Genomic DNA, 26,013 nt, shown 5'->3' on the forward strand with positions numbered 1-26,013 from the left:
GATAGGTGTGTGGGGTGGATGGTGCGACGAGCCGCCTACTGGCAGCTCTCGCACTGCAGCTCGTCCATCGGGTCGATCGGAACCTGGTAGCCGAGAAGCTCTGTGGTGGTGAGGGTGCTGGACGGGGTGGAGTCGGACATCACTCGCCCGCCTTCACCGCGCCGCCGAAGCCGAAGCCCTTGCGCGCGGGCGCCGCAGCAGGCTCGGCAGCGGCATCGCCCGCCGACGCGCCGGCGGCAGCGCCGAAGCCCTTCTTGGGCGCACCCGTGCCGGCGATGGCCTCGGCCTTGTTGACCTTGACCGTCGACTGCTCGGCGGTGTGGCGCGGCTTCATGTGCAGGTAGTAGGTCGTCTTCACGCCCTTCTTCCACGCGGCCGTGTAGATGTCGACCATGTCGTCGACGTCGCGGGTCTCGAGGTACATGTTGCGGCTGATGGCCTGGTCGATCCACTTCTGCGCCCGCGCCGCGACCTCGAGGAAGGCGTAGGGCGAGAGCTGGAAGCTCGTCTTGTAGGCCGCGCGGATCTCCTCGGGAATCGCGGTGATGCCCTGGATGTCGCCCTGGCTGCGCAGGATGTCCTCACGCACGCGCTCCCACAGCCCGCGCTCGCGCAGCGCCTCGACGAGGTTGCGGTTGACCTCGAGGAACTTGCCCGAGCTGGTCGAGCGGCTGAAGATCTGCGAGAACTGCGGGTCGAGACCCGGGGTCGTGCCGGCCACGAGGCCGATCGACGCCGTCGGGGCGATCGCCATCAGGGTGGCGTTGCGCATGCCGCCCTTGACCTTCTCGCGGAGGGCATCCCAGTCGAGACGCGTGGTGCGGTTGACCTGCACCTCGACACCGCGGTCGGCCTCGGTGAGGTCGATCGTGTCGATCGGAACGAGGCCCTGCGACCACCGGCTGCCCGCGAAGTTCTGGTACGAGCCGCGCTCGCGGGCGAGGTCGGCCGACTCGTCGATGGCGGCGTACGAGACGTGCTCCATGATCTCGTCGATGAGGTCGAACGCCTCCTCCGAGTCGTACGAGTAGCCGAGCTTCTCGACGACGTCGGTGAAGCCCATGACCCCCAGACCGATGGCGCGGTTGGTCTGGTTGGCGTGGTCGGCCTCGTCGACGCTCGACACCGTGATGTCGATCAGGTTGTCGAGCTGGCGCACCGCCTGGCGGGCGCTCTCGTCGATCTTCGCCCAGTCGATGCGGCCGCCCTGCTCGTCCTGGATCAGGTGCTGCGAGAGGTTGATCGAGGCGAGGTTGCAGACCGAGATGTTGTCGCGGTCCTGCGGCAGGCAGATCTCGGTGCAGAGGTTCGACAGGTGGATCGTGCCGGTGTTGTTGTTGATGGCGCGGTTGTTGATCGTGTCCTTCCAGGTCAGCCAGGGGTGGCTGGTCGACTGGAGGGAGATGAGGATCTGCTTGAACTGCTCGCGGGCGCCGATCTTCTTGAACATGTTGAGCTCGCCGCGCTCGGCCATCGCCACGTACTCGGCGTAGCGCTTCGAGAACTCCTTGCCGTACAGCTCGTTGAGGTCGGCGACCTCGAGCGGGTCGAAGAGGTACCAGTCCTCGTCGTTCTGCACGCGCTTCATGAACTCGTCGCTGATCCAGACCGCGGTGTTGGCGGTGCGGGTGCGGCGGTAGGGGTCACCCGAGTTCTGACGCAGGTCGAGGAACTCCGGGAAGTCCATGTGCCAGTTCTCCATGTAGAAGCACAGGGCACCGAACTTCTTGCCGCCGCGGCTGACCGCGCGCAGCACCGAGTCGATCGTGTGCATGAACGGGATCGGCCCGGTCGAGGTGGTGTTGTTCGAGCGGATGGGCGAGCCCTGGGCGCGCAGCTTGGTGACCGAGAGGCCGATTCCGCCGGTGCCCTTCGTGAGCCACATGACATCACGCACGCTCTTGGCGATGTGCTCGATGTCGTCCTGCATCTCCATGACGAAGCAGTTCGACAGCTGCGGGTAGCTGGTGCCCGCGTTGACCAGGGTCGAGCCGGCGGCGAGGTACTCGAGCTTCGACATCTTCGAGTAGAAGGCGATGGCGTGCGAGGTGGGGTCGGCCTCGTTGAGCGAGAGGCCCATGGCCACGCGCATCCAGAAGTACTGCGGGGTCTCGAGGGGCTCGCCGTTGCGCGCCTTGATGCCGTAGCGGTTGTTGAGGGTGACGACGCCGATGTACTTCAGCAGCTCGTCGTTCTGCGGGTCGAGCACGTCGGCGAGGGCGTCGAGGTCGAACAGCTCGGGGAAGCGCGAGTCGAGAAGCACCTCGTCGACGCCGCGGCGGATGTAGTCGGCGAAGTGGGCGCGGTGCAGCTCGCGCAGCTCGGCGGCGTTCTCGTAGTCGCCGAGAACGCGCTTGTAGATGGTCTTGAGCAGCAGGCGCGCGGCGACGACGTCGAAGGCGGGGTCGTCCTTGACGTTCTGCAGGGCGACCTGGATCACCGCCTCGTCGAGCTGCTGGGTGGTGATGCCGTCGAACAGCGTCAGCTCGAGCTCGCTCGCGATCTGCGTGACCCACGCGACCTGGTCGGGCAGGCCCTCGGCCGCGCGCTCGATCGCCAGGTTGATCTTGTTGGCGTCGTACGGCTCACGGCTTCCATCGCGCTTCACCACGGTGATGCTGCTCACGTGCCCACTCTCCCTCTCGGGGCCTCGCCGGCCCTGGTCTCTCGCGGCCGTGCTCAGCCGCCTGCTGTCGGAAAAAGCCCGGAAATCCGGGCCTGCTGCGCTGATCCCCTCGCGCGGCTCCATCACTATATATCGGGGGTCTGACAAAGTTCCCACCCAATATGTAGTGGGCGTGTCGTCCCCAGCTGTGCATAACTCCGCCGACTTCTCCACAGCCTGTGGGCAACCTCCGACACCCCGCGGGCCGTAGGCTGAAACCCTTGTGAGCGGCTACCGAGACCTGTTGAGAACGCCCGGCGTGGCGCGCATCATCGCTGCCCAATTGACGGCCCGCGTGCCCTCCGGGATGCTCTCGCTCGCCTTCCTGATCCACATCGAGCGCATCTTCGACTCGTACGGCGCCGCCGGGCTCGTGCTCGCCGCCACGAGCGTCGGCCAGGCCGTCGCCGGCCCCCTCACCAGCCGCTGGATGGGCCGCTTCGGGATGCGCCCGGTGCTCATCGTGACCCTCATCATCTGCGCGGCCGGGGTCTTCGTCATCGCGTTCCTCCTGCTGCCGCTGTGGGCGTACATGCTGGTGGGCCTCATCGTCGGCCTCGCCACCCCGCCGATCCAGCCCGCGGTGCGCACCATCTACCCGAAGATGGTCTCCGGCCGGCAACTGACCCCCCTGTTCTCGCTCGACGCCTCGGCACAGGAGATCATCTGGGTCACCGGCCCGTTCATCACCGTGGTGCTGGCGACCCAGTTCTCCCCCGTCGCCGCGCTGAGCGTCGCCGGCGCGTTCATGGTCGGCGGCGGCATCTGGTTCATCGCCTCTCCCGAGGTCGGCAAGGTGCGGATTCCGCCGAGCCGCCGGAAGCTCGGCATGGTGCTCAAGAACCGCGCGGTCGTGCTCTCCACTGTGGGCGGGTTCCTGCTCATCGGCTCCGCCGCCTCGATCGAGGTCGGGGTGGTCGCCGTGTTCGGCGAGGGCGGCACCGAGGCGGGCATCCTGTTCGGGCTCTGGGCCATCGCCTCGCTCGTCGGCGGCCTGTCGATGGGGCATCTGCCGATCGGCCCGTGGGCGATGGCGAACCGCTTCGCGATCGTCGTCGTCGGCATGCTGCTCGCACCGTTCGCCCTCGAGTTCTGGTGGCTCGCGCTGGCGCTCATCGTGGCCGGCATCGGCATCGCGCCGGTGCTCGCCGTCATGTTCGCGATCGTCTCGGCCAGCGTGAAGTTCAGCGAGACGGCGGAGGCCTACGGCTGGCTCGGCACCGGGCAGCTCATCGGCGCCGCGCTCGGCTCGGCCATCGCGGGCTTCCTGATCGACGGCTTCGGCGCGATCGGCGGCTTCTGGGCGGCCATCGCCTTCGCCGTGATCGGGATGCTCGTGGCCATCCTGTTCCGCGGCTGGCACCCCGACCTGCGCGGGCGAGACGCATCGCCCCTGCCCGACACGGAGCCGGTCGAGACCGTCAGCTAGAGCGCGCGGAGCGGCGTCAGCGCCTCGGCGTAGCGGCCGAGAGCCTCGACCATCTTGGTCAGGGTCGCGTCGTGCTTGGGGTCGGGCGTGAAGACGCCCTCGGCGACGTGCGCGTGCGGGAAGTTGATGGCGACGTCGACGGGCACCCGCACGAGTCCGATGGTGGTGAGCACCGCATCCAGCGCCGCGGCGCCGCGCAGGCCGCCGGAGCCGCCGCCGTAGCTGACCACGCCGACCGGCTTGCCCTGCCACTCGAGCATGAGGAAGTCGAGCGCGTTCTTGAGCGCCGGGCTGTAGCTGTGGTTGTACTCGGGACTCACCAGCAGCACCGCGTCGGCCTGCTGGACCCGGGCGCTCCAGGCGATCGTGTGCGGCTTCGTGTAGGCGCGCTTCGCAGGGTGCTCGGGCTCGTCCATGAACGGCAGGTTCAGCTCGACCAGGTCGACGAGGTCGACCTCGTGGCCGGCGGCCTCGACGCGGTCGCGCACCCAGTGCGCGACGGGGAGGCCGATGCGGCCGGGGCGGACGGAACCGATGATGATCATGACGCGGGACATGCTGGGCCCAACCCCGCGGGACTCTCCTCGATTCCCGCGCTCAGGATTCTCGCGGCGACGCCGGCCGCGCCGAGTAGGGTCGAGCCCATGAGCACGGTGACCCTCCCCCGGCTGCACTGGGGCCCCGCCGATTCCTCCCGACGCGCGCTACTCGTGCACGGCCTCGGCTCATCGGCGCAGACGCAGTGGCGGCTCGCCGAGGGGCTCGCGGAGCGCGGCTGGTCGGCCACCGCCGTCGACCTGCGGGGGCACGGCGACGCGCCGCGGGCATCCCGCTACCGCATCGACGACATCGCGGACGACCTGCTGGGCACCCGTCCCGAGGGCGGCGCGAGCTGGGACCTCGTGGTGGGGCACTCGATCGGCGGGGCCGCGGTGGCGCAGGCGGCCGCGCTCGATGCAGCCTGGGCTCGACGGCTCGTGCTGCTCGACCCGGCGATCGCGCTCGAGAAGGCCGTTCGCGACGCGGTGCTCGCCGGGCAGCTCGCCAATCATGATGCCGCGACCGTCGAGAGCATCGCCGCGGAGTTCCCGCACTGGCACCCCCTGGACGTCGAGTTCCGCGTGCGGGCGGCGAAGGGGGCGTCGCGCTTCGCGCTCGAGCGCATGGTGCTCGACAATGACGACTGGGATGTCCGGAGCCACGTCGCCCGACTCACCCCGCCGACTCTGGTGCTGGCCGCCGACCCGGCGCGCGGCGCGATGTTCACCGGGCCGCTCGCCGAGGAGGTGCTCGCGGCGAATCCGCGGATGTCGGCCGTCGTCATCGAGGGCGCCGGGCACAGCGTTCACCGCGACGACCCCGAGGCCACCCTGCATCACCTGCTCGCCTTCGCCGACGTCTGAGGGCGACGGCCGCCCGGTCAGCGGCGCCAGTAGCCCTTCGCGACGGCGCGCTCGACGTCGATGCCCCAGGCCGCGAGGGCGGCCCGGGCCGGGGCGACGAGCGACTGCTCGCCGCACGCGAAGACGAAGCGCTCGAGCGGGTCGGTCGGTGGTGGTACAGCGGCCAGCGCCGCGGCGAGCGCTGCGCTCGGAGCCTGCGGGTCGGGCGCCAGGATGCTCACGCGCAACCCCCGCGGCATCACGAGGCCGAGCGCAGCAGGGTCGAACCCGGTCTCGAGCAGCAGGTGCCCGGTGATGCTCGGGCCGAGCATCCGGAGATAGCGGCGGATCGCGGGCAGGGCGCTGTCGTCCCCCGCCAGCACGACCTCCCCGGGTGTGCCGGTGAGCACGACCGAGCCCTTTGGGCCACGCATCACGGCGGGCGACCCGATCGGAGCCTCCGCCGCCCAGGGCCCGATCACGCCCGGTCGCGCGCCACCGTGCACGAGCACGTCGAGGTCGACCCAGCCCTCCTCGACCGAGTGCGCGACGATCGTCTCCGTGCGGTCGGCTCCGTCGACCACCTCGACACGCACGTGGTCGCCGCCGCCGGGCGCGATGAAGCCCGACAGCTCTCCGGGCTCGGCCTCGACGAGGCGCACGCGCACGAAGCGCTGCTCGCCCGCGGCGGCGAGTACGGTGCGCGCGCCGAGCGCCATCCGCCGCGCAGCGGGCGGAAAGGGGTGGCGGGTGAGGTCGTAGAGCACGCGCGGCCTCCGGTCAGGCGGCCGGCACGACCGGATTCGCTCCGGTCATGGGCGGCGGCGCATCCCCGTTGTCGATGTCCTCCGGGTTGGGCAGCGTCATCAGGAAGCGATAGAAGATCAGCCCGAGCACCGTGATGCCCGCTCCGCCGACGATCCACGGCACGGTGAGGTCGATGAGCGCGAGCGTGCCGCCGAGCAGCGAGCCGATCGGCATCGTGCCCCACAGCAGGGTGCGCCATGTGCCGTGCACGCGGCCGAGCAGCCGGCCGGGGATGATCGCCTGACGGAACGACATCATCAGCACGTTCCAGATCGTCGTCGTCGACGCTCCGAGCGCGAAGAGGATGATCGCGGCGATCGGCACGGGGAACAGCCCCGTGAGCAGCACCAGGATTCCGGCAAGCAGGTTCATCGCGGCCATGACCGGTCCGAGCCCGAAGCGGCGGGCGAGGCGGGAGGCCACGACCGAGCCGAGCATTCCCCCGACGGCACCGGAGAGCAGGAACAGCCCGAACGCCGCCTCCGGGATGGCGAGCGTGTCGAGGACGAACAGCACGAGAGTCGCCCCCGATGCCGAGAACAGGATCGCGACCGGGATGCTGACGAACCACAGGGTGCGGAGCATGCGGTTGCCCATGATGAAGTGCCAGCCGTCGGCGAGCTGGCGCCGGAACGGCACGACCTCGGCGACCTCGCCGGTCGCGACGGCCGCGTGGAACTGCCTGCCCGAGGCAACGGCGGGCAGCAGCGCGGCCAGCAGGGCTGCGAGGCCGAACGCCGCGACGAGTCCGCCGATGGGGATGAGCACGGCGACGGCGAACAGGGCCGAGGTGAGCGGGGCCGCCGCGAAGTTCTGCACCACGAGCTCGGCACCCTCGATGCGGGCGTTGGCGCGCGGCAGGTTCTGCTTCGACACGACGCTCGGCACGACCGCGCGGATGGCCCCGTCGTAGAGGGTCTCGCAGACGCCGTAGACGAAGATCACGAGGTAGAGCCACCAGATGGTGAGCGCGTTCATCGCGACGAGCACGACGAGCGCGACGGCGAGCAGCGTGCGCACCCCGGCGGCGAGAGCGAGAGCCTGACGGCGGTCCATCCGGTCGACGAGGATTCCGGCGGGGAGGGCGAAGAACAGCCACGGCAGCATCGCCACCGCGCCGATTCCCGCGATGAGCACGGGGTCGTCGGTGAGCCGTGCGGCGAGCAGCGGCGAGGCGGTGCGGGCGATGCCGTCGCCGAGACTCGACGCGAGGTTGGCCGTGAAGACGTTCGCGAACGTGCGGCCCAGGCCGCGCCGTTCGGCCGACGAGCCGGAGCCCTCGCGGGGGCCGGGGTTCGCGCCAGGGGTGGAGCGCGTGGTCATCGGTCGACTACCACCGATCGTGGACGAGCGCACGGATGCGCCGGTCGTACAGCTCAACGACGCGGGCGTGGAACTCGGCGCCGAGCTCGGCGACCGATCCTGCGGCGGCGTTGGCGCGCGCCTGCTCGGGGTTTCGCGCACCGGGGATCACCGTGCTGACGCCCGGCACCTCGGTGAGCCAGGCGAGTGCAGCCGTCGCCGGGGCGAGGCCGTGCTCGGCGGCGAGCGCCGCGAACTCCTGCGCGGCCTCGACGCCGGTGGCGTAGTCGACGCCCGAGAACGTCTCGCCCTGGTCGAAGTGCGAGCCGTCGCGGTTGTAGGTGCGGTGGTCGTCGGCGGCGAAGACGGTGTCAGCGGTGTACCGCCCGCTGAGCAGGCCCGAGGCGAGGGGCACGCGGGCGATGATGCCGACGCCGGCCTCCATCGCGGCGGGCAGCACGGCGTCGAGCGGCTTCAGCCGGAACGCGTTGATGATGATCTGCACGCTCGCGACGTTCGGCCGGGCGATCGCCGTCAGGGCCTCCTCGACCGTCTCGACGCTCACGCCGTAGTGCCGGATCGTGCCCTCGTCAACAAGCTGATCGAGGTCGTCGTAGACCCGGTCGGTGGAGTACACGGGCGTCGGCGGGCAGTGCAGCTGCACGAGGTCGAGGGTGTCGACGCCGAGGTTCTTCAGGCTGCGCTCGTTCCACGCCCGGAAGTTCGCGGTCGAGTAGTTCTCGGGCACCTGCGGCAGGCGGCGGCCCATCTTGGTGGCGACGAACACCCCGGCATCGGGATGCTGGCGCAGGTACGCCCCGATGATCGACTCGCTGCGGCCATCACCGTAGACGTCGGCCGTGTCGAAGATCGTGACGCCCGACTCGACGGCCGCGTCGAGCACCGCGTGGGCATCCTTCTCGGAGACATCGCCCCAGTCGGCACCGAGCTGCCAGGTGCCGAGGCCGATCGCGGAAACCGTGGCGCCGGTGCGCCCGAGAACGGAGGTCTTCATGCCCTCCAGCCTAGGCGGCGCGGGCCGCGGGCACCGGCGGGTGGGGGCGCCGTGCGGGCGCTCAGTCGAGCGCGGCGGGCGGCTCGCGCAGCACGCGGGCGACGGCCTGCGCGAGCTTCGGCCGCACGAGGTGCGCGACCCCCGGCACGCGGTGGGTGCGCACGTGCCGCAGCTGCTGCACGATCGTCAGCCCGCCCGGTGCGAGGAAGGGGTCGAGGGCGCCGTAGACCAGGTCGACGGGCACGGCCACTCGCGCGAGGTCGGCGAGCGTGGTCTGCGACTCGATGGCGTTCTGCAGCGAGAGCATGAACGGCTGCCAGTTCTTCTCCGTCAGCTCGAGCACGTTCTTGATGGGTGCCACGGCAGCGAGGGCGGCGGCCGTGCGCTGCGTGAAGACGGGGTTGCTGCGGAGGAACTCGTAGACCGTGAAGTAGGCGCCCATGCTGGCGCGGTCGAGCGGGTCGCCGAGCACGGCGGGCGGCAGGTAGATCGGCGAGGAGACGAGCACAAGACGGTTCAGCGCGCGCCGATGGGTCGAGGCGTAGCGCGCGGCGATCAGGCTGCCGAGAGAGTGGCCGACGAGCGTGAACGGCGCGCGCAGGCCCAGCGAGCGGATCGTGCGGTCGAGAGCTGCGGCGTGCTCATCGAGGGTGTACGTCGCCCCCTCGGGGCTCGGCGAGGCGCCGAAGCCGAGGATGTCGATGGTGATGACGCGGTGATCGGCCTCGAGCAGCGGCACGAGGTGCACGAAGGTGACCGAGGAGGAGGCGATGCCGTGGATCATCACCACGACCGGCCCGGAACCGGTGTCGGCGGTGACGGACAGCAGCGGGGCATCCCGTCGCCACCATCGCCAGCCAGCCATGCGCCGATTATGACGGATGCGGCACGAGGTCCCCGGAAAGAGAGGAGGGGGCCGGCTGAGCCGACCCCCTCGTCCTTCGCGTCCACCCCTAGTCGCGTAGGAATGATCAGAAGTTATCCGCCGGCGCCGGGGCATGGTGACTTTCCCTCCCATCGCTCTGGGTTCTCACGGGTACGGCACAGGTTCGCGAACGGGCAGCCGAGCGGTCACGATCGCGTATCGCCGCGAAACGTTGGGTGGTGCCGGGCTCTCGTGCGGGTCTACCGTGTGCGGCATGAGCACTCCACGCCTGCTGCCCCGCCCCGCCGGCCTCCTGGTGGTGGCCTCCCTCGCCGCCCTTCTGCTGGGCGGCTGCGCCGCGGTCAGCGAGTCGAGCGACTCGGGCGGCATGCCCGGCATCGGTGCACCCGACTTCGGCGAGGAGGCCCCGGTCGCCGAGGACGGCGGTGGAGCCGGCGGCGACCTCGACGGCGAGCAGAGCGGCGACCCGGATGCGGGCGACCGCTCGATCGTCACGACCGGCTACCTCTACCTGACGGTCGACGCGCCGCTCGAGGCCGCGGCCGACGCGGTCGCCATCGTCGAGCGGGTCGGCGGCCGCGTCGACGGGCGGCAGGAGTACGCGCCGCGCGAGACCAGCTACTCCAGCGACGCGGGCGGGGCCGAGCTGGTGCTCCGCATCCCCGCGGCGCGCCTCACGGCGACGCTGGAGGATCTGAAGGAGCTCGGCGAGGTGGAGGAGCTGCAGCTGAGCTCGACTGATATCAGCCGCGAGGTGCAGGACATCGACGCGCGGGTCGAGGCGCTGCGCTCGTCAATCACGCGGCTGCTGGCGCTGCAGGGACAGGCGGGCACCGTGGAGGACCTGATCGCGCTCGAGACGGCGATCAGCGACCGACAGGCGCAGCTGGAGAGCTACGAGGCGCAGCAGCGGCTGCTCGCCGACCAGGTCAGCCTGTCGACCATCACGCTCGTGCTCGGCTCGCCCGAGGTGGCGCCGCCGGACGAGCCCAACACCTTCCTCACCGGTCTCGCCGCTGGCTGGGAGGCGCTCGTCGGCTTCGGCTCGGTGCTGCTCGTCATCGCGGGCGTGCTGCTGCCCTGGCTCGTCGCGCTCGGGCTGATCGGCCTGATCGTGCTGCTGATCGTGCGGTCGGTCATCCGGCGCCGGTCGGCGGCCTCCTAGTCCGCATCCTCCGGCCCGAAGGGTTCGTCGAACTCCGGGGGAAACTCGGGAAGGCTCCAGGCCACCGGCGGCGCTTCCCCTCCGACGAGACGCCGGGTCAGTGCCTCGCGGTCATCCATCAGTTCAGCGAGGGCAGCGTCGAGGTCTCCGTCGTGCGCCGTGCGCCCCTGCACCGCCGCCCGCAGCAGGGCACGACGGATGAGCTCCTTCGCGAACGAGCCGGTCACCCCGTCAGAACGGTCCGCGGCCCGTTCAATCGCCTCGGCGCTGAAGGGTGCGTCGGCGGCGTAGAGCGCGAACAGTCGTCGCCGCGCCTCGGTGTCGGGGCGAGCGATCTCGACCGCGAGGTCGACCCGTCCGGGGCGCTCGACCAGCGCCTCTTCGAGCACATCCACCCGGTTCGTCGTCAGCACGAAGGCGACGTCGGCGTCGCCATCGAGACCGTCGAGCGCATCGAGCACCTGAAAGAGCAGGGGCTGTGGACCGCCGAACATCTCGCGGTCACCGGCGATCAGATCGATGTCCTCGAGCACGACCATGCTCGGCTGCATTGCCCGCGCGACCTGAGCCGCATCACTAATGAAGCGGATGCTCTGACCCGTCAGCACCACCGTCGTCATACCTTCAGCCTCAGCGATGAGGTGACTGACGGTCAGGGTCTTGCCCGTTCCCGGCGGCCCGTACAGCAAGACGCCGCGCTTCAAATGACCACCGCCGGCGCGGATGCTCTCCGCGTGCTCGCGAATGCCGATGACGTGCGCCCGTACGCGCTCGAGTTCGCCCTCCGGCAGAATGATCGCATCGGCGCCGACCTCCGGCCGGGGCAGAAACGTGATGCGACCCGAGCCGTAGTCGAACGGGTTGTCGGTGAACGCGATCACGGTGCCTCGCAGCACACTGTGCGTATTCATCGCCGCCCGGAGGGCGTCGATGAACCGGGTGCTGAGCGCCGGGTCGGAGGCGATCACCTCGACCGAGGCGTACACCCTCCCGTGCTGCGGGTCGGCCGCCCGCTGCAGTGCCACCACCGGAGCGCCCTCGAACGTCAGCAACCGCAGCCCGAAGGCCACGGCCGTGCGCTGCGTCGTCGGCCCCACGTCGGCGCTGACGTAGTCGACGGCGGCTTCAGCGAACGGCACCGCGTCGTTGACGATCATGTCGGGCAGGGTCGAGAAGCGTTTCTGCTGCCCGCCGCTCACGCCGATGAGTTCGCTCGACTCGCCCGCCAGAGCCTCGAAGCCGGCATCAAGATCGGCGATGCGAGCGGAGGGAAAGGTCTCTTCGACGACGGCGAGGGTGCGGGCATCCGCACCCAGATGGTCGCTGATGCGATCGCCGAGCGGGGTGCGCCGCGACGGCGTGCCGGCAGCGCGGTGCACGACCTCGCTCAGAAAGCGGCGGAACAGCTCGGCGAACTCGGCGTCGCGCGCCTCGAAGTCAGGAGTTTCGCTCATGCCGCGAGTCTAGGGTCGCGCATGTCCTCCTCCCCTCGAGCGCGTGTCCGTTCGTTCTCGTTGAGGGGGTGCCTACTCGTAGACCTTCACGACGAACCAGCGCGCGGGGTCGCCGTCGTCGCGCACGTCCAGTACGCACGTGCGGCCGTCGTCGGCCGTGGCCTGGAACCGCCAGCCGATGCAGGCGCGAGGGGCGAGGTGTGAGGAGCGGGCATCCGGATCGAGGCGGCGCCACCACGAGACCGGCTCGGTGATGACCGTCGGACGGTCGCTGACGCGCCAGCGGGTGCCGGCCCAGACAAGCCGCATCGGGCGGCCGTCGGGGTCGGCCCACACGATCGCGACGGAGTCGGCCGCGGGGTCGGCGACAGCCGCGGCGCGGGCGCGGGAGCGCGAAGGGACGTCGGGAACGGAGGATGCGGCAGCCGGCACGGCAGTCTCGCCTTCTGGGGTCGCGCGCGCTCCGGCCCGGCGCTGGTCTGAAGGGACAGGATCGAACATACGTTCGACTGCCGACAGTACGCGCCCGAGCCGCGACACGCCAAGCGCGCGACGGCGGATCCGGCGCTAGCCTCGTGCCATGCCGCTGACCGGAGAGTACGCACCGAGCACGTCCGCCTGGGCCCGCGAGCAGGCCGAGCTCTACGAGCGCACGAACGGCGCCGAGGGCAACGACCTGCGCGGGCGACCGATCATCGTGCTCACGACGCTGGGCGCGAAGACGGGGATGCTGCGCAAGACCGCCCTCATGCGCGTCGAGCACGACGGCCGCTACTGCGTGGTCGCCTCGAAGGGCGGCGCTCCCGAGAACCCGGTGTGGCACCACAACCTGCGGGCGCACCCGCTGTGCGAGCTGCAGGACATGGCGTCGAAGCGCGACTACCGCGCGCGGCTTCTCGAGGGCGACGAGCGCGCACTCTGGTGGGAACGCGCGTGCGCGGTCTGGCCCGACTATGCGGCCTACCAGCAGAAGACCGAGCGCCTCATCCCGCTGTGGGTGCTCGAGCCGGTCGACTGATGTCGGCGGCGGGTGCGGCCCAGATATGCCGCGAAACGGCGGAACCCGCAGGCGATCGCGCCCGTTCGGCCCAGATCTGGCACTAAGCTGCGCGGCGCTGGAGGAGGTCCTCCGCGGCGACCCAGGCGAGCATCGCGCACTTCACGCGGGCGATGAACTTCGAGACGCCGCTGAGCGCGGCCGCGTCACCGAAGCGCTCCTCGTCGAGCGGCGTCGCCCCGCGCGAGCGCAGTGCTTCGCGGAACTCGTCGATGAGGGCCTGCAGCTGCTCGGGCGTCCATGCGGCGCCGGCGTCCGCATCCTCGTCGGCGAGGGTGGACAGCAGCGAGGCGCTGGCCTGCGAGATCGAGCAACCCGAGCCCTCCCAGGCGACCGACTCGATGCGCTCGCCGTCGGCGCTCCAGCGCAGGGCGAGCGTGATCTCGTCACCGCAGGTCGGGTTCAGCTGGTGGCTGGTCTCCTCCCCCTCGACCAGACCGACCCCGTGCGGGTGCTTCGCGTGGTCGACGATGATCTGCTGGTACAGCGACTCGAGACTGCTCATCAGGTGTCCTTCCCGACATCGCCGGCTTCGGAATCGAGGCCGAAGTACGCGCGGATGCCCGCCACGGCCGCGATCGCGCGATCGAGCTCGTCGGCCGTGGTGTGCACCCCGGCGCTGAGGCGCAGGCTCGCGGTGGCTCCGAGGCGGCGGTGCAGCGGCTGGGCGCAGTGGTGGCCGACCCGCACGGCGATGCCCTGGTCGTCGAGCACCTGCCCGGCGTCGTGGGCGTGCACGCCCTCGACGACGACGCTCGCGAGCGCGACCCGCTGCCCGGCGGGCACGGCCGAACCGCCGAGAACGCGGATGCCCGGGATCGCCGCGAGCGCGGCGTGCAGCCGCTCGGCGAGCACGTGCTCGGTGGCCGCGATGCGGTCCATGCCGATCTCGGTGACGAAGCGCACCGCTTCGGCGAGCCCGATAGCCTCGGCGATGCGCGGCGTGCCCGGCTCGAAGCGCTGAGGTGCGGGCAGGAAGTGCGCCTTCTCGAGCGTGACCGTGGTGATGGCCGAGCCGCCGAACAGGTGCGGGGGCAGCGCGTCGAGCACCGCGGCGCGGCCGTAGAGCACGCCGATCGCGGTCGGGCCGTAGAGCTTGTGGCCGCTGAACACGGCGACGTCGACGTCGAGCTCGCGCGGGTGCAGCGCGAGGTGCGGCGCGGCCTGGCAGGCGTCGAGCACGACGAGCGCGCCGACGGCGCGCGCGAGCGGCACGAGGCGCTCGAGCGGGGTCACGAAGCCCGTCACGTTGCTCACGGCGGTGACCGCCACGACTCGCGTGCGCTCGGTGATGAGCGATGGGACGGCGTCGAGATCGAGCATCCCGTCGTCGGTCACCGGGATGTGCCGCAGGGTCGCGCCGGTGCGCGCCGCGAGCTCCTGCCACGGGATGAGGTTGGCGTGGTGCTCCAGCTCGGTGGTGAGGATCTCGTCGCCGGGCTGCAGGGCGTAAGTCGGGAAGTCGGCCCCCGCGCCGCGGCCGGAGCTCGCGATGCCGATCGCGGTGGCGACGAGGTTGATGCCCTCGGTGGCGTTGCCGGTGAACACCACCTCGTTCTCGTCGACGGCGAGGAAGGCGGCGATGGTGCGGCGAGCATCCTCGTACAGCTCGGTCGCCTCGGCGGCCAGCGTGTGGGCGCCGCGGTGCACGGCCGCGTTCTCGCGCTCATAGAACGCCCGCTCGGCATCCAGCACCCGCCGCGGCTTCTGGGCTGTCGCCGCCGAGTCGAGGTAGGTCAGCGGGTGGCCGTTGACCTCGCGGTCGAGGATCGGGAACTGGGCACGGATCGCCGCGATCTCAGCAGATGACAGGGGTGCGGCGCTCACCCCTCCAGGGTAGTCGCGGGCGGCGGATGCTCCCCCGGTGTTCGCCGCCGGCGCAGTCACGCGGCGGCACCGCGGGCGCGGGGCGGAGCCTCAGCCGCCGAGCTCGACCTCGTAGACGGGCACGAGCACGATCGTGATCGTCGACGGGTCGATGCCGCGCTCGACGAGCGCCGCCTCGAGCACATCGGTGTCGGGCTGCGGCAGCGGGCCCTCGAGATGGATGGTCAGCTCGGTGGTGCTGTAGTCGATCGATTGGATGCGCCAGCCGGCATCCGCGCCCCACTCCTCCACCACCTCGACCACGGCACGCTCGACGATCGACTTGGCGCCGATCTCGATGCTCGTGAGCGACAGCGGCACGCCGATGATGATGAGCATCGACAGCAGCAGCACGACGGGCTTGCGCAGGCTGGCACGGCGCGAGCCGTCGACCTTCTCGGCCGCCGCCAGCTTCGTGACCCCGTACACGGTCATGACGGCGATGCCCGTCGCGATGATCGCCACGACGTTCGTGACGAACAGCAGGAAGGCGCCGAGAGCCTCGACGACCGCTCCCGACTCGAGGGTGAGACCGACGACCGTGAGCGGCGGCACGAGCGAGATCGCGATCGCGACACCGGGCAGGGTGTCGGAGATGTCGCGGCGCACGAGCGCGACCGAGCCGACGACGCCGGTGCCGAGCGCGGCCAGCAGGTCGATCAGGCGCGGGCTGACCCGCCCAGCCACCTGCGTGTTGGTCGCGGCGACGACGTCACCGGTGACGAGCATCCCGATGGCGTAGCCGATCGCGATCGCCGCGATGGCGCCCGAGACCACGAGCAGCAGCGACCGGATCAGGTTCGCGCGATCGCCGAGCACCGTCGCGAGCATCGTGCCTTGAATCGGGCCGAGGAGCGGGGCCACGATCATCGCGCCGATGACGGCGGCCGTCGAGTCGGCGACGACGCCCGCCGCGGCGATGATCGACGAGAGCACGAGCAGCAGCCAGAAGCGCGAGAGCCGGGCGTTCGCATCCGCCCCGTCGATGAAGACCGACTCACGCATCTGCTGGGGGGTGGAGAACCGCGATTCCATGGGCCGAATCTAGACCCCCGGCGCTCTCTATAGTGAAGGGATGATCCGCCACATCGTGCTGTTCAAGCTGGCCGCCGACGACGACGCGCAGCGCCGCGACGACGCCCACGAGATCGCCGCGCGGCTGACCGCGCTGGAGACCCAGATTCCGGGCATCCAGAGCATTCGCGTCGACCGCGACCTCGGCCTCGTCGACGGCCACTGGGATGTCGCCCTCGTCTCGGAGCACGACGACAACGCGGCGCTCGAGGCCTACCAGGTGCACCCCGCCCACAAGGAGGCGGCCGCCTTCATCGCGACGGTGATCAGCGACCGCGCGGTCGTCGACTACTCGATCTGACGGACATGAGCGCGGCATCGGAGGAGGTCGTCACGACCCCGCGGATGCCCGGCTGGATGATCGCCAAGCCGGGCGAGGAGCTCGGCATCGAGCGCCTGCGGTTGCGCCTCGCGGCGTACATCTACGGCAACATCCTCGTGCTCGCGGCCATCGTGGTCGCCACCGGCAAGTCGATCGTGGGCGGCGAGGCCGCGCTGCTCGTGGGGACGACGGCGATCACGACGTACGTCGCGCACATCCTCGCCCACACCGTGGGGCAGCAACTCGGGCGCGAGCGCCACGCGCATCGGCCGCACGTGCGGCACGAGATGCGCGACGCTCTGCCAATCCTCGTCTCGGGTGTCGTGCCGGCGGTCATCCTGCTGATCGCGACGCTCGACATCGTGCCCACGCAGCTCGCGCAGCTGGTGGCGGCGGTCTGGGTCGTCGGCCGCATCGCGCTCATCGGCTTCCTCGTCGAGCGGCTCAGCGGGCGGCGGCCGACCTGGCGCACCCTCTCGGGCGGGCTGAGCCTCGCGATCGCGTGCGCAGTCGTCGTCGTGCTCAAGGTGCTCTTCGCGCACTGACCGACCCGGCCGGTCGACGCACGCGCGGGATGCGGCGTTCAACCCTGCGCGATCGGGACCACCCGCGCACCCGGCAGGCCCGCGAGGTACTCGCCGGTCACCAGCAGCTTGGCCCCGCGGATGCCCGCACCCACGATGAGCGGTCCGCTCGCCGCGACGGCCTCGTCGACGAGGATCGGCCAGTCGGCCGGGAGGCCGAGCGGGGTCACGCCGCCGTACTCCATGCCGGTCACCTCGATCACGAGGTCGAGGGGCGCGAAGGATGCCCGACGCGCGTCGAGCATCCGCCGCACCGCCCCGTTCACATCGATGCGGTCGCTTCCCCGGATGAGGCAGGCCGCGAGCGTCCGCACCTCGCCGCGCTTCGCCTCGACGACGACGCAGTTCGCGCCGGCGGAGGGGTCGATGGCGTAGTGCACGCAGAACGCCGCGGTGTCGGCGAGCTCGGCGTCGATCGCTCCCACCAGCACCCGCTCGTCGGGGTGCGCGGCCAGGAAGTCGCGCACCGGCGGAGCGAGCAGCTCGGGGTGGGCGGAGGCGGGCGCGAGGGCGAGCGTGCCGAAGGTGGTCATGCCCCCAGTCTCGTGCCTGCTGCGCCGCAGGAGCGGTGCAGCCATCGATGCGGCGCAGCCATCAATTCACACGCCGAGGGCGGTGAGCCCGCCGTACACGGCGTAGGCCGGCCAGACGATCGCCTGAAGCAGGCCGAGGATGACGCCCCAGAAGCTGCCGTCGCTCTGCCCGATGAAGTAGATCGCGGCGCCGATGTACGCGAGGAGGCCGGCGAAGCCCCACGTCGCGCCCTGCTGCACTGCCTTGCCTGCCATGGTGGCCTCCCGGGTCGGGTTCTGCTGCGGTCGCCTCAGGCTAGTGCGCGGCGCGCCGCCCTCGGGAGGGGGTTAACCCCCGACGTACTGCGCCAGGTGCTCGCCGGTGAGCGTCGACCGCGCGGCGACCAGCTCGGCGGGCGTGCCCTCGAAGACGATGCGCCCGCCGTCGTGACCGGCCCCCGGGCCGAGGTCGATGATCCAGTCGGCGTGGGCCATGACGGCCTGGTGGTGCTCGATGACGATCACCGAGGTGCCGCGATCGACGAGCCGGTCGAGCATGGCGAGCAGCTGCTCGACGTCGGCGAGATGCAGGCCCGTCGTCGGCTCGTCGAGCACGAGCACCCGCCCGGTGTCGGCCATCGCCATGGCGAGCTTGAGCCGCTGCCGCTCACCGCCCGACAAGGTCGAGAGCGGCTGCCCGATGGTGAGGTAGCCGAGGCCGACGTCAACGAGCCGCTCGAGGATGGCGTGCGCGGCGGGCACGCGCGCCTCCCCCGCGCCGAAGAACTGCACCGCCTCGCTCACGGGCATCGACAGCACGTCGGTGATGCTGGCGCCGCCCAGGCGGTACTCGAGCACGGAGGCCTGGAAGCGGCGGCCGCCGCAGTCGTCGCAGGGCGTGGAGACGGTGGCGAGCATCCCGAGATCGGTGTCGATGACGCCGGCGCCGTTGCACGACGGGCAGGCGCCCTCGGAGTTCGCGCTGAACAGCGCCGGCTTCACGCCGTTGGCCTTCGCGAAGGCCTTGCGGATCGGCTCGAGCATGCCGGTGTAGGTGGCGGGGTTGCTGCGGCGCGAGCCGCGGATGGCGCTCTGGTCGACCGCCACGACCCCCTCGCGCGGCGCGCCGCCATCGAGCACGACCTCGCCGTGGATGAGCGAGCTCTTGCCCGAGCCTGCGACGCCCGTGACGACGACGAGAACGCCGAGCGGCACGTCGACGTCGACGCCCTGCAAGTTGTTGGCGGATGCTCCCCGCACGCTGATCGCCCCCGACGGCGTGCGCACCGCGGGCTTGAGGGCCGCGCGATCGTCGAGGTGCCGGCCGGTGAGGGTGCCGCTCGCGCGCAGGCCGGCAAGGGTGCCCGTGTAGACGATCTCGCCGCCCGCCGAGCCCGCGCCGGGGCCGAGGTCGACGACGTGGTCGGCGATCGCGATCGCCTCGGGCTTGTGCTCGACGACGAGCACGGTGTTGCCCTGGTCGCGCAGGCGCAGCAGCAGCTCGTTCATGCGCTGGATGTCGTGCGGGTGCAGCCCGACGGTCGGCTCGTCGAAGACGTAGGTGATGTCGGTGAGCGACGAGCCGAGGTGCCGGATCATCTTGGTGCGCTGCGCCTCGCCCCCCGAGAGCGTGCCGGCCGGTCGGTCGAGGCTGAGGTAGCCGAGGCCGATCTCGACGAACGAGTCGAGGGTGCGGCGCAGCGTTTCGACGAGCGGGCCGACGCCGGGCGCGTCGATCGCGGCGACCCACGCGGCGAGGTCGCTGATCTGCATGGCGCAGGCCTCGGCGATGCTGACGCCGGCGATGCGCGAGCGGCGGGCCGGTTCGGCGAGCCGCGTGCCGCCGCAGTCGGGGCAGGCGGTGAACGTCACGGCACGCTCGACGAAAGCCCGGATGTGCGGCTGCATCGCCTCGACATCCTTGCTGAGCATCGATTTCTGGATGCGGGGCACGAGCCCCTCGTACGTCATGTTGATGCCCGCGACCTTGACCTTGGTCGGCTCCTTGTAGAGGAAGTCGTTGAGCATCTCGGCACTGAAGTCGCGCACCGGCACGTCGGCGGCGACGATGCCCGATTCGGTGAAGATGCGCACCATCCAGCCGTCGGGCGTGTAGCCGGGCACCGTGATGGCACCCTGGCTGAGGCTCTTGCTGCGGTCGACGAGCTGGTCGAGGTCGATGTCGCTCACGCTGCCCATGCCCTCGCACCGCGGGCACATGCCGCCGAGGTACACCTCGTTCTCGATGACCGTGCGCTCGCCGGTGGCGCTCTCGCGCTCACCGCTGACCTTGGTGGTGGGCACGTTGAACGAGAACGCGTTGGGCGGGCCGATGTACGGGTCGCCCAGGCGGCTGAAGAGCACGCGCAGCATCGCGTTGGCATCGGTGGCCGTGCCGACCGTCGAGCGGGAGTTCGCTCCCATGCGCTCCTGGTCGACGATGATCGCCGTGGTCAGCCCCTCGAGCACATCGACGTCGGGGCGTGCGAGGCTCGGCATGAAGTTCTGCACGAAGGCGCTGTAGGTCTCGTTGATCATGCGCTGCGACTCGGCGGCGATGGTCGAGAAGACGAGGCTCGACTTGCCCGAGCCGCTCACCCCGGTGAACACGGTGAGCCGCCGCTTCGGGATGTCGACGCTCACGTCGCGCAGGTTGTTCTCCCGCGCCCCGCGCACCCGGATGGTGTCGTGGGTGTCGGCGGGGTGCGGGTCGGCGGGGTGCGGGTCGGTCATCCGCACAGTCTGGCGCAGGGAGCGGCGCAGGGCGATGCGGCATCATCAACGCATGCGCGCATCCCGCACCCCCGAGGTCGACGCGGTCGTGGTCGGTGCCGGCCCGAACGGGCTGGTCGCGGCGGTACGGCTCGCCGAGGCGGGCCTGCGGGTGCTCGTGCTCGAGGCAGCCGAGCAGGCGGGCGGCGGGCTGCGCAGCGCCGAGGTGACCCTGCCCGGGTTCGTGCACGACCTCGGCGCGACCGTGCACGCGCTCGGTCTGGCGTCGCCGGCGATGCGGGCGCTCGCGCTGACGGAGCCCGGGCCCGACGGTCGCGCCGCGCTCGAGCTCGTGCATCCGCCCACGCCACTCGGCCACGCGATCGACGCCGGTCGCTCTGCGCTGCTGCACCGCTCGGTCGACGTGACGGCCGACGGGCTCGGCCGCGACGGACGGGCCTGGCGCGGGATGCTCGCCCGCCTCTCGGCGAACTGGCCGGGCCTCGCCAGCTCGGTGCTCGACGCGACCCGGCTGCCGCCGCACGATCTGGGCGCGCTGCTCGGGTTCGGTGTGCGCGGGGTCTGGCCGGCCGCCCTCGTCGGCCGCACCGTGCTGCGCGACGAACCGGCGCGGGCGCTGCTCGCGGGGCTCGCCGCGCACGCCGCCGTGCCGCTGTCGCAGCCGCTGACGACCGGCATCGGGCTCATGCTCGGCGGGCTCGCGCACGGCGTCGGCTGGCCGGTCGCTCGCGGCGGGTCGCAGCGGGTCGCCGACGCCCTCGTCGCGCGGCTGCGCGCGGCCGGCGGCGAACTGCGCACCGGGCACCGCGTCGCCGCGCTCACCGAGCTGCCCTCGGCGCGCGTGACGCTGCTCGACCTCACCCCGCGGCAGGTGCTCGCGATCACCGGCGACGCGCTGCCCGCGCGCGAGGCGCGACGGCTCGCGCGATGGCGCTACGGCGCGGGCGTGTTCGCGGCGCACTGGGCGCTCGACGGCCCGGTGCCGTGGGCCGACCCCGCGCTCGCGGGCGCGGGCACCGTGCACATCGGCACGAGCGGGCAGATCGCCCGCACCGAGCGAGAGGCCGCCCGCGGCCGGCATGTCGACGACCCCTGGGTGCTCGCCGTGCAGGCGACCGTCGCCGACCCGACGCGCGCGCCCGTGGGCAAGCACACGCTGTGGGCGTACTGCCGGGTTCCGAACGGCAGCCCGGTGGATGCTCTGCCGCACCTCGAGCGCCAGCTCGAGCGCGTCGCGCCGGGGTTCCGCGACCGCGTGCTCGCGGTGCACCCGATGGGCCCGGCCGCCCTCGAGGCGTGGAACGCCAACCTCGTCGGCGGTGACATCGGCGGCGGCGCGACCGACTTGCGGCAGCTCGCCGCCCGACCGCGCCTGTCGCTCACACCGTGGGCGATGAACGCGCCGGGGCTGTACCTCTGCTCGTCGTCGACGCTGCCCGGCGGCGGAGTGCACGGCATGGGCGGCTGGAACGCCGCGGGTGCGGCGCTCGCCCGGCTCGGCGCGCGCTCGGGAGAAAGCGCGTAGGGGCCCGTCTCCGCGCGATCGACGGCTGGTTGCGTCGGATCGTCGTGGGCCGTTGTCCCCGCGCCGCTGTTCTGTGCACGGCTGCCCTGTGCACGGCTGCTCTGTGCACGGCCGTTCTGTGCGCGGCCGCTGTGTGCACCGCTGCCCTGTGCACAGCACCTTCCAGATCTGCGGATGAGACCGAACCGTCTTCAGGTTGATCCGCAGTTCTGGAAGTCACCCCGGAGCTCCGCGTCTCCTAGGGCGCGAAACGGACCTCCGATTCGCAGAAGACGGTCGAGCTCGCCTTCGTCGTGCGGCACGCGCCGTCCACGAGCGGACGGTCGCCGAGCGGCTGCGGCAGACGCACGGTCGCGAGAACCTCGTCGTTGCCCCGGCAATCGGCGGCCTCGGGCGGCCCGGGACTCACCGTGATCGTGATCACCACCTCGCTGGCGAGCACCTCGACCGTCGGATCATCGATCCGTCCCGGTCAGGCCGTTGTTGCAGTCCAGTCGTGTGACAAGAACGTCGATCGACGTGGCCGCCGCATCCGGTTCGGCACCCGGCGCAAGCCGCCACGTCGCGGTAGCGCCGCCGGGAGAGGGCTGCGCGCACCCGACGAGGGCGACGGCGATCACCGACGCGGCGAGAGCATGCAACGCGAAAGTCATGCGGTCAGTATGCGGCCGCGATGCCCGACGGGTCAGGTTCAGCGCACAGTCTCGTCCCACCACCGCAGCACCCGCAGCGCGTGGAAGGTCAGCCACGGGGACGGTTCGCCGACGGGCACGTCGAGCGCGAACCAGACGCGGCCCGGGTAGTGGCGCTGCTGCATCCAGCGGCCATCGGGGTTCTGGGCGGCCCGGATGATCCCGATCGCGTCGGCCGCGCGCTCGTCGGGCGCGACCCCGTCGTGCAGGGATGCCCGTCGCAGGTAGTCGCACGCGGTGAGCGCCGTGTACACGTGCCGGAACGGGTAGCCGAAGTACTCGACCCACGGGCCGACGTGCTCGCCGGTCGACGCGCGGTAGAGCATCCGTCGACTCAGCAGGTACTCCTGCGCCGTGTGCCGCACCGCGCGCAGACTGTCGTCGCCGGTGCGCTCCTCCCAGTCGAGGATGCCCTTCAGCGCGTTGAGCGTCGAGTGGAAGCTCGACCGCACCGAGCCCTCGACCCACTCGCAGTTCCAGCCGCCGTCGGGCAGCTGGTGCTCGGCGAACCAGCGCGCGATCGCCGAGACGTCGGCCGCGGCCGCATCGCGCGGGCCCGCGCTGCCGAGCCAGGCGCCGTTGGCCAGCGTGAAGCCGTTGATGCACGCGTCGACCTCGCCGCCCCAGTAGGGCAGGTCGTCGTACTCCCAGCGCGCGTTCGCGGCGAGCTTCCCCGCAGTACCGGCGAGCGCCGGGGCGTCGAGCCCCCAGTCGCGCAGGGTGTTGAGCGACCAGGTCGTGGCCGTCCACGGCTGGCCCGCACCCTCGGCCGCTTCGGGCCCGTCGAAGTCGAAGTCGGCCGGAAAGTACGCGCCGCCCGCCCACTGCCCGTCGGCATCCTGGTGCGCGAGCAGGCGCGCCCCCATCCCCTCGGTCGCAACGCGGGCCCGCGTCGCCTCCCAGACGGCGGGCGGCTCATCGAGCAGATCGCGCTCGACCTGCCAGCGCAGCGCCGGGTCGGTGTCGAGCATCCACTGCAGCACGGCGTCGGAGGGAGGCGGGGTGGTCATGCCGCGAGCGTAGCGCCGACATCAGACGGGAACGGGGTGGACCTGAGGGGATTCGAACCCCTGACCTCTTCATTGCGAACGAAGCGCGCTACCAACTGCGCCACAGGCCCGTACGGCTCGACCACATTACCACCGCGGCAGGGGTGCCTCGAAACGCGCGACCGCCCGCGCCGGCGACCATGGGGCCGGGATGCTCAGCCCGCGGCCCGCCGCCGCTGCAGCACCTCGTCCAGGTCGGGAGCGCGCCCCGGCAGCCCCTCGATCACGCCCATGCGAGCGAAGCGGCTCGCCGCCGGCTGCTCGACCTCCCGCTCCGTCCCGTCCGACGTTCGGGAGGGCGCGCCAAGCGATGCCGCCGCGCGCTGAGCGCGCTCGGCCTCGGCCGCCGCTGCGGCGAGAGCGGCCGCATGGTCGAGCGCGGGGGCCGCGGCACCCGCCGGCACGACGGGCGCGCTGAGGTAGGTGGGCTTGGGCAGGGGCACGGGCGTCCACTCCCGGCGCGCGGCCGTCGGCACGCGCGGGGCCTCCGGCGCGAGGTCGACGAACGAGGGCGAAGCGGTGCGCGCCACCGCCCCGGTGCGGCGGCGCTGCGCGCGCGCCAGGCTCGAGAGCAGCATCCCGCCGCTGACCGCGACGAAGGCGGCGAAACCCGACCACGCCCAGGCGCCGCTCGCGACCGCGATCGCGACGCCCACCAGCGCGAGCAGGGTCGTCAGCGAGGTGAGGGCGCGGGTGTGGCGCAGGCGGCGCTGACCCCGGCGGGCGGCGTCCATCTCGGCCATGAGGCCCGGCGCCGACTCGGCGAGCCGCGCCCGCAGAGCACGCTGCGCGGCGGCCTCACGGGCGCGCTCGATGGCGGCGAGCTCGCGCTGACGGGCCGCGAGCGAGCGCTGCTGGGCGGCGACGTCGCGGGCGGTCAGCTCGGCGCGCACCGCCTCGGGCACCTCGGCGGCGTGGGCCATGATGCGCAGCGTCTGCTGCAGCCGGATCGCGTTGCGCTCGGTCGCCAGGTACTCGCGGCGGCGGCGCCAGATCGGCACCAGGTAGACCAGCCACAGCACCGCGGCGAGGGCGATGAGCACCGCCGTGCCGCCACCCGTGGTCTCCATGCCGCCCACCGTACGAGGCGCGACCCGCGCGGCCCGGGAAGGTCGCGGAGTGTCTGTACACTCCGACATCGTGACCACTCCCGAAACCGCTTCATCCGCCCCCGCCACTCCCCTCACCCGACTGTTCAGCAACACCGAGCTGGTCATCGTGATCCTGCTCGGCATCGTCTCCGTCGCGACCGCCTGGGTCTCCTTCCAGGCCGCGCTGTACGACGGCCAGACCGCGAAGGCCCTCTCGCAGTCGCAGAGTGCGACGGCAGAAGCCGAATCGCTCTACCTCGAGGGCAACCAGGAGTACGTGCAGGACGCCCAGACCCTCGCCCGCCTCACCGAGCTGCAGGCGCAGATCGACTTCGGAGACGCGGCGACCTCGGCCCTCGCTGCCGAGACGTACGACGCGCTGTTCTTCGTGGCCGTGAGCGAGCACTTCGGTGCGGCCATCGAGCGCGCCGCCGCCGCGAACGCCGCCGACCCGGAGTTCTACACGAGCCCCCTCGATGACGAGGAGTACCAGAACGTGCTGTTCGGCGCCTACGGCGAGAAGAGCGAGGAGGCCGTGGCGCTGACCGCGCAGGCCGACGAGCTCGACGCGCGCGGCGACTGGCTGACGCTGACGACCGTGCTCATGGCGATCTCGTTGTTCCTGCTCGGTGTCGCGGCCGTGGTACGTAGCCGCCGCGTGCAGTACGCGCTCATCGGCATCGGGGCCGCGATCTTCATCTTCGCGGGCGGCCTCATGCTGACCGTGCCCGTGACCTGGGTCTAGCGGGCCGGCGGGAGGCTGAGCCCCCGGCGCGCGGCGATCTGGTCGATCTCCGGGACCGCCGCCGCGCCGGGAGGCACGCGCCCTGACCGCCAACGCTGCAGCACGCCCTGCGGCACCTCCTCGACGGTCAGCGCGAAGCAGAAGTGGTCGCGCCAGTCGCCGTTGATGTGGATGTACCGCCGCCGAAGCCCCTCGTACCGGAAGCCGAGCTTCTCGACCACGCGCAGTGAGGGAGCGTTCTCGGGCCGGATGCAGATCTCCATGCGGTGCAGGCCGACCGTGAAGAACACGTGGTCGGTGGCCAGCGCCACGGCCGTGGGCGTCAGACCGCGCCCGGCGAAGCCCGCGCCCACCCAGTAGCCGATCGTCGCCGAGGCGAGCGAGCCGAAGGTCATGCCGCTCACGTTGAGCTGACCGGCGAGCCGCCCCTCCGTCTCGATGATGAAGGGCAGGCCCGTTCCGGCACGCGCGGCCGCCAGCAGGCTGCGGATGCTCGCCTTCGTGTCCCACGACAGCGGCGCCTGCGGGCTCGTGGCCTCCCAGGGCCGCAGCCACGCGCGCGAGGCGATGAGCTCGCCTTCGAGCGCCCGGGCGTCGCGCACGCGGATCGGCCGAAGAACGGTCGCCCCGTCGCGCAGGGTCGGGATGCTCGCCACGC

The 26,013-nt window shown here is 71.6% G+C and carries 27 protein-coding genes and 1 tRNA gene; 8 read left to right on the forward strand and 20 right to left on the reverse strand.

Annotation, left to right across the window (positions count from 1 at the left end):
* Positions 1-139: 139 nt before the first annotated feature.
* Complete coding sequence (locus BJ959_RS05225; RefSeq protein ID WP_197075230.1) at positions 140-2,626, reverse strand: ribonucleoside-diphosphate reductase subunit alpha; 2,487 nt, start codon at positions 2,624-2,626, stop codon at positions 140-142.
* 262 nt (positions 2,627-2,888) lie between these two features.
* Between BJ959_RS05225 and BJ959_RS05230 the strand changes: the two genes are divergently transcribed.
* Complete coding sequence (locus BJ959_RS05230) at positions 2,889-4,094, forward strand: MFS transporter (RefSeq protein ID WP_153983026.1); 1,206 nt, start codon at positions 2,889-2,891, stop codon at positions 4,092-4,094.
* Here the strand turns inward: BJ959_RS05230 and BJ959_RS05235 are convergent.
* Positions 4,091-4,639, reverse strand: coding sequence for an NADPH-dependent FMN reductase (locus BJ959_RS05235; RefSeq protein ID WP_207949363.1), 549 nt, complete (start codon positions 4,637-4,639; stop codon positions 4,091-4,093). The two genes, BJ959_RS05230 and BJ959_RS05235, sit on opposite strands and share 4 nt — an antisense overlap.
* Positions 4,640-4,738: 99 nt before the next feature.
* On the opposite strand from BJ959_RS05235, the gene BJ959_RS05240 reads away from it, so the two are divergent.
* Positions 4,739-5,497, forward strand: coding sequence for an alpha/beta fold hydrolase (locus BJ959_RS05240; RefSeq protein ID WP_153983028.1), 759 nt, complete (start codon positions 4,739-4,741; stop codon positions 5,495-5,497).
* Positions 5,498-5,514: 17 nt separating this feature from the next.
* On the opposite strand, the gene BJ959_RS05245 is transcribed toward BJ959_RS05240, so the two are convergent.
* The 4 genes from BJ959_RS05245 to BJ959_RS05260 all read right to left on the reverse strand — a co-directional run bounded on the left by BJ959_RS05245 (position 5,515) and on the right by BJ959_RS05260 (position 9,465).
* The gene (locus tag BJ959_RS05245; RefSeq protein ID WP_153983029.1) at positions 5,515-6,243 is read right to left on the reverse strand and encodes an SIP domain-containing protein; all 729 of its coding nucleotides are present in this window, start codon (positions 6,241-6,243) and stop codon (positions 5,515-5,517) included.
* Between the two features lie 13 nt (positions 6,244-6,256).
* On the reverse strand, positions 6,257-7,606 hold the full coding sequence (locus BJ959_RS05250) for an MFS transporter (RefSeq protein WP_153983030.1): 1,350 nt from the start codon (positions 7,604-7,606) through the stop codon (positions 6,257-6,259).
* Between the two features lie 7 nt (positions 7,607-7,613).
* Positions 7,614-8,600, reverse strand: coding sequence for an aldo/keto reductase (locus BJ959_RS05255; protein ID WP_153983031.1), 987 nt, complete (start codon positions 8,598-8,600; stop codon positions 7,614-7,616).
* 61 nt (positions 8,601-8,661) lie between these two features.
* Positions 8,662-9,465 carry an alpha/beta fold hydrolase gene (locus tag BJ959_RS05260; protein WP_153983032.1) on the reverse strand — a complete coding sequence of 268 codons (804 nt, stop codon included), beginning with the start codon at positions 9,463-9,465 and terminating at the stop codon, positions 8,662-8,664.
* Between the two features lie 274 nt (positions 9,466-9,739).
* On the opposite strand from BJ959_RS05260, the gene BJ959_RS05265 reads away from it, so the two are divergent.
* Complete coding sequence (locus BJ959_RS05265) at positions 9,740-10,651, forward strand: DUF4349 domain-containing protein (protein ID WP_165879063.1); 912 nt, start codon at positions 9,740-9,742, stop codon at positions 10,649-10,651.
* On the opposite strand, the gene BJ959_RS05270 is transcribed toward BJ959_RS05265, so the two are convergent.
* Both BJ959_RS05270 and BJ959_RS05275 read right to left on the reverse strand, forming a co-directional pair.
* The gene (locus BJ959_RS05270; protein ID WP_153983034.1) at positions 10,648-12,105 is read right to left on the reverse strand and encodes an AAA family ATPase; all 1,458 of its coding nucleotides are present in this window, start codon (positions 12,103-12,105) and stop codon (positions 10,648-10,650) included. The two genes, BJ959_RS05265 and BJ959_RS05270, sit on opposite strands and share 4 nt — an antisense overlap.
* A gap of 72 nt (positions 12,106-12,177) precedes the next feature.
* Positions 12,178-12,537 carry a hypothetical protein gene (locus tag BJ959_RS05275; protein WP_153983035.1) on the reverse strand — a complete coding sequence of 120 codons (360 nt, stop codon included), beginning with the start codon at positions 12,535-12,537 and terminating at the stop codon, positions 12,178-12,180.
* A 148-nt stretch (positions 12,538-12,685) separates the two neighbouring features.
* Here BJ959_RS05275 and BJ959_RS05280 point away from each other — a divergent pair, with 148 nt between their 5' ends.
* On the forward strand, positions 12,686-13,123 hold the full coding sequence (locus tag BJ959_RS05280) for a nitroreductase family deazaflavin-dependent oxidoreductase (protein WP_153983036.1): 438 nt from the start codon (positions 12,686-12,688) through the stop codon (positions 13,121-13,123).
* Between the two features lie 82 nt (positions 13,124-13,205).
* Here the strand turns inward: BJ959_RS05280 and sufU are convergent, their stop codons facing one another.
* The 3 genes from sufU to BJ959_RS05295 all read right to left on the reverse strand — a co-directional run bounded on the left by sufU (position 13,206) and on the right by BJ959_RS05295 (position 16,063).
* On the reverse strand, positions 13,206-13,667 hold the full coding sequence (gene sufU / locus BJ959_RS05285) for a Fe-S cluster assembly sulfur transfer protein SufU (RefSeq protein WP_153983037.1): 462 nt from the start codon (positions 13,665-13,667) through the stop codon (positions 13,206-13,208).
* A complete protein-coding gene (locus BJ959_RS05290; RefSeq protein ID WP_153983038.1) occupies positions 13,667-14,989 on the reverse strand; it encodes a SufS family cysteine desulfurase in 1,323 nt (440 codons plus the stop codon). Before BJ959_RS05290 ends, sufU begins: the two co-directional genes overlap by 1 nt.
* Before the next feature lie 90 nt (positions 14,990-15,079).
* Entirely contained in the window at positions 15,080-16,063 is a 984-nt protein-coding gene (locus BJ959_RS05295) for a TIGR00341 family protein (protein ID WP_153983039.1), read from the reverse strand.
* 40 nt (positions 16,064-16,103) lie between these two features.
* Between BJ959_RS05295 and BJ959_RS05300 the strand changes: the two genes are divergently transcribed.
* Both BJ959_RS05300 and BJ959_RS05305 read left to right on the forward strand, forming a co-directional pair.
* Entirely contained in the window at positions 16,104-16,403 is a 300-nt protein-coding gene (locus tag BJ959_RS05300; protein WP_153983040.1) for a Dabb family protein, read from the forward strand.
* A 5-nt stretch (positions 16,404-16,408) separates the two neighbouring features.
* Positions 16,409-16,969 carry a hypothetical protein gene (locus tag BJ959_RS05305; RefSeq protein ID WP_153983041.1) on the forward strand — a complete coding sequence of 187 codons (561 nt, stop codon included), beginning with the start codon at positions 16,409-16,411 and terminating at the stop codon, positions 16,967-16,969.
* Between the two features lie 38 nt (positions 16,970-17,007).
* Here the strand turns inward: BJ959_RS05305 and BJ959_RS05310 are convergent, their stop codons facing one another.
* The 3 genes from BJ959_RS05310 to BJ959_RS05320 form a co-directional block, all read right to left on the reverse strand.
* Positions 17,008-17,541 (reverse strand): YbaK/EbsC family protein, encoded by a 534-nt coding sequence (locus BJ959_RS05310; RefSeq protein ID WP_153983042.1) that lies wholly within the window; start codon positions 17,539-17,541, stop codon positions 17,008-17,010.
* A gap of 66 nt (positions 17,542-17,607) precedes the next feature.
* Positions 17,608-17,796 (reverse strand): hypothetical protein, encoded by a 189-nt coding sequence (locus BJ959_RS05315; RefSeq protein WP_047566642.1) that lies wholly within the window; start codon positions 17,794-17,796, stop codon positions 17,608-17,610.
* Between the two features lie 72 nt (positions 17,797-17,868).
* On the reverse strand, positions 17,869-20,253 hold the full coding sequence (locus tag BJ959_RS05320) for an ATP-binding cassette domain-containing protein (RefSeq protein WP_153983043.1): 2,385 nt from the start codon (positions 20,251-20,253) through the stop codon (positions 17,869-17,871).
* A gap of 52 nt (positions 20,254-20,305) precedes the next feature.
* On the opposite strand from BJ959_RS05320, the gene BJ959_RS05325 reads away from it, so the two are divergent.
* Positions 20,306-21,778, forward strand: a complete 1,473-nt coding sequence (locus BJ959_RS05325; protein ID WP_153983044.1) for a phytoene desaturase family protein — start codon at positions 20,306-20,308, stop codon at positions 21,776-21,778.
* Between the two features lie 238 nt (positions 21,779-22,016).
* On the opposite strand, the gene BJ959_RS05330 is transcribed toward BJ959_RS05325, so the two are convergent.
* From BJ959_RS05330 to BJ959_RS05350, 5 genes are all read right to left on the reverse strand, one after another.
* Positions 22,017-22,220: a hypothetical protein gene (locus BJ959_RS05330; protein ID WP_153983045.1), complete on the reverse strand. Its 204-nt coding sequence runs from the start codon at positions 22,218-22,220 to the stop codon at positions 22,017-22,019.
* Between the two features lie 13 nt (positions 22,221-22,233).
* Positions 22,234-22,431 carry a hypothetical protein gene (locus BJ959_RS05335; protein ID WP_153983046.1) on the reverse strand — a complete coding sequence of 66 codons (198 nt, stop codon included), beginning with the start codon at positions 22,429-22,431 and terminating at the stop codon, positions 22,234-22,236.
* Positions 22,432-22,469: 38 nt separating this feature from the next.
* Positions 22,470-23,480, reverse strand: a complete 1,011-nt coding sequence (locus BJ959_RS05340; protein ID WP_153983047.1) for a squalene cyclase — start codon at positions 23,478-23,480, stop codon at positions 22,470-22,472.
* Between the two features lie 37 nt (positions 23,481-23,517).
* A tRNA-Ala gene (locus BJ959_RS05345) sits at positions 23,518-23,590 on the reverse strand.
* Between the two features lie 84 nt (positions 23,591-23,674).
* Positions 23,675-24,589: a hypothetical protein gene (locus tag BJ959_RS05350; RefSeq protein ID WP_153983048.1), complete on the reverse strand. Its 915-nt coding sequence runs from the start codon at positions 24,587-24,589 to the stop codon at positions 23,675-23,677.
* Between the two features lie 70 nt (positions 24,590-24,659).
* Between BJ959_RS05350 and BJ959_RS05355 the strand changes: the two genes are divergently transcribed.
* Positions 24,660-25,355, forward strand: a complete 696-nt coding sequence (locus BJ959_RS05355; RefSeq protein ID WP_153983049.1) for a hypothetical protein — start codon at positions 24,660-24,662, stop codon at positions 25,353-25,355.
* Here BJ959_RS05355 and BJ959_RS05360 read toward each other — a convergent pair.
* The gene (locus tag BJ959_RS05360; protein ID WP_153983050.1) at positions 25,352-26,011 is read right to left on the reverse strand and encodes a GNAT family N-acetyltransferase; all 660 of its coding nucleotides are present in this window, start codon (positions 26,009-26,011) and stop codon (positions 25,352-25,354) included. The two genes, BJ959_RS05355 and BJ959_RS05360, sit on opposite strands and share 4 nt — an antisense overlap.
* Positions 26,012-26,013 lie beyond the last annotated feature (2 nt).

The organism is Microcella frigidaquae, from assembly GCF_014200395.1.
Lineage (GTDB): Bacteria > Actinomycetota > Actinomycetes > Actinomycetales > Microbacteriaceae > Microcella > Microcella frigidaquae.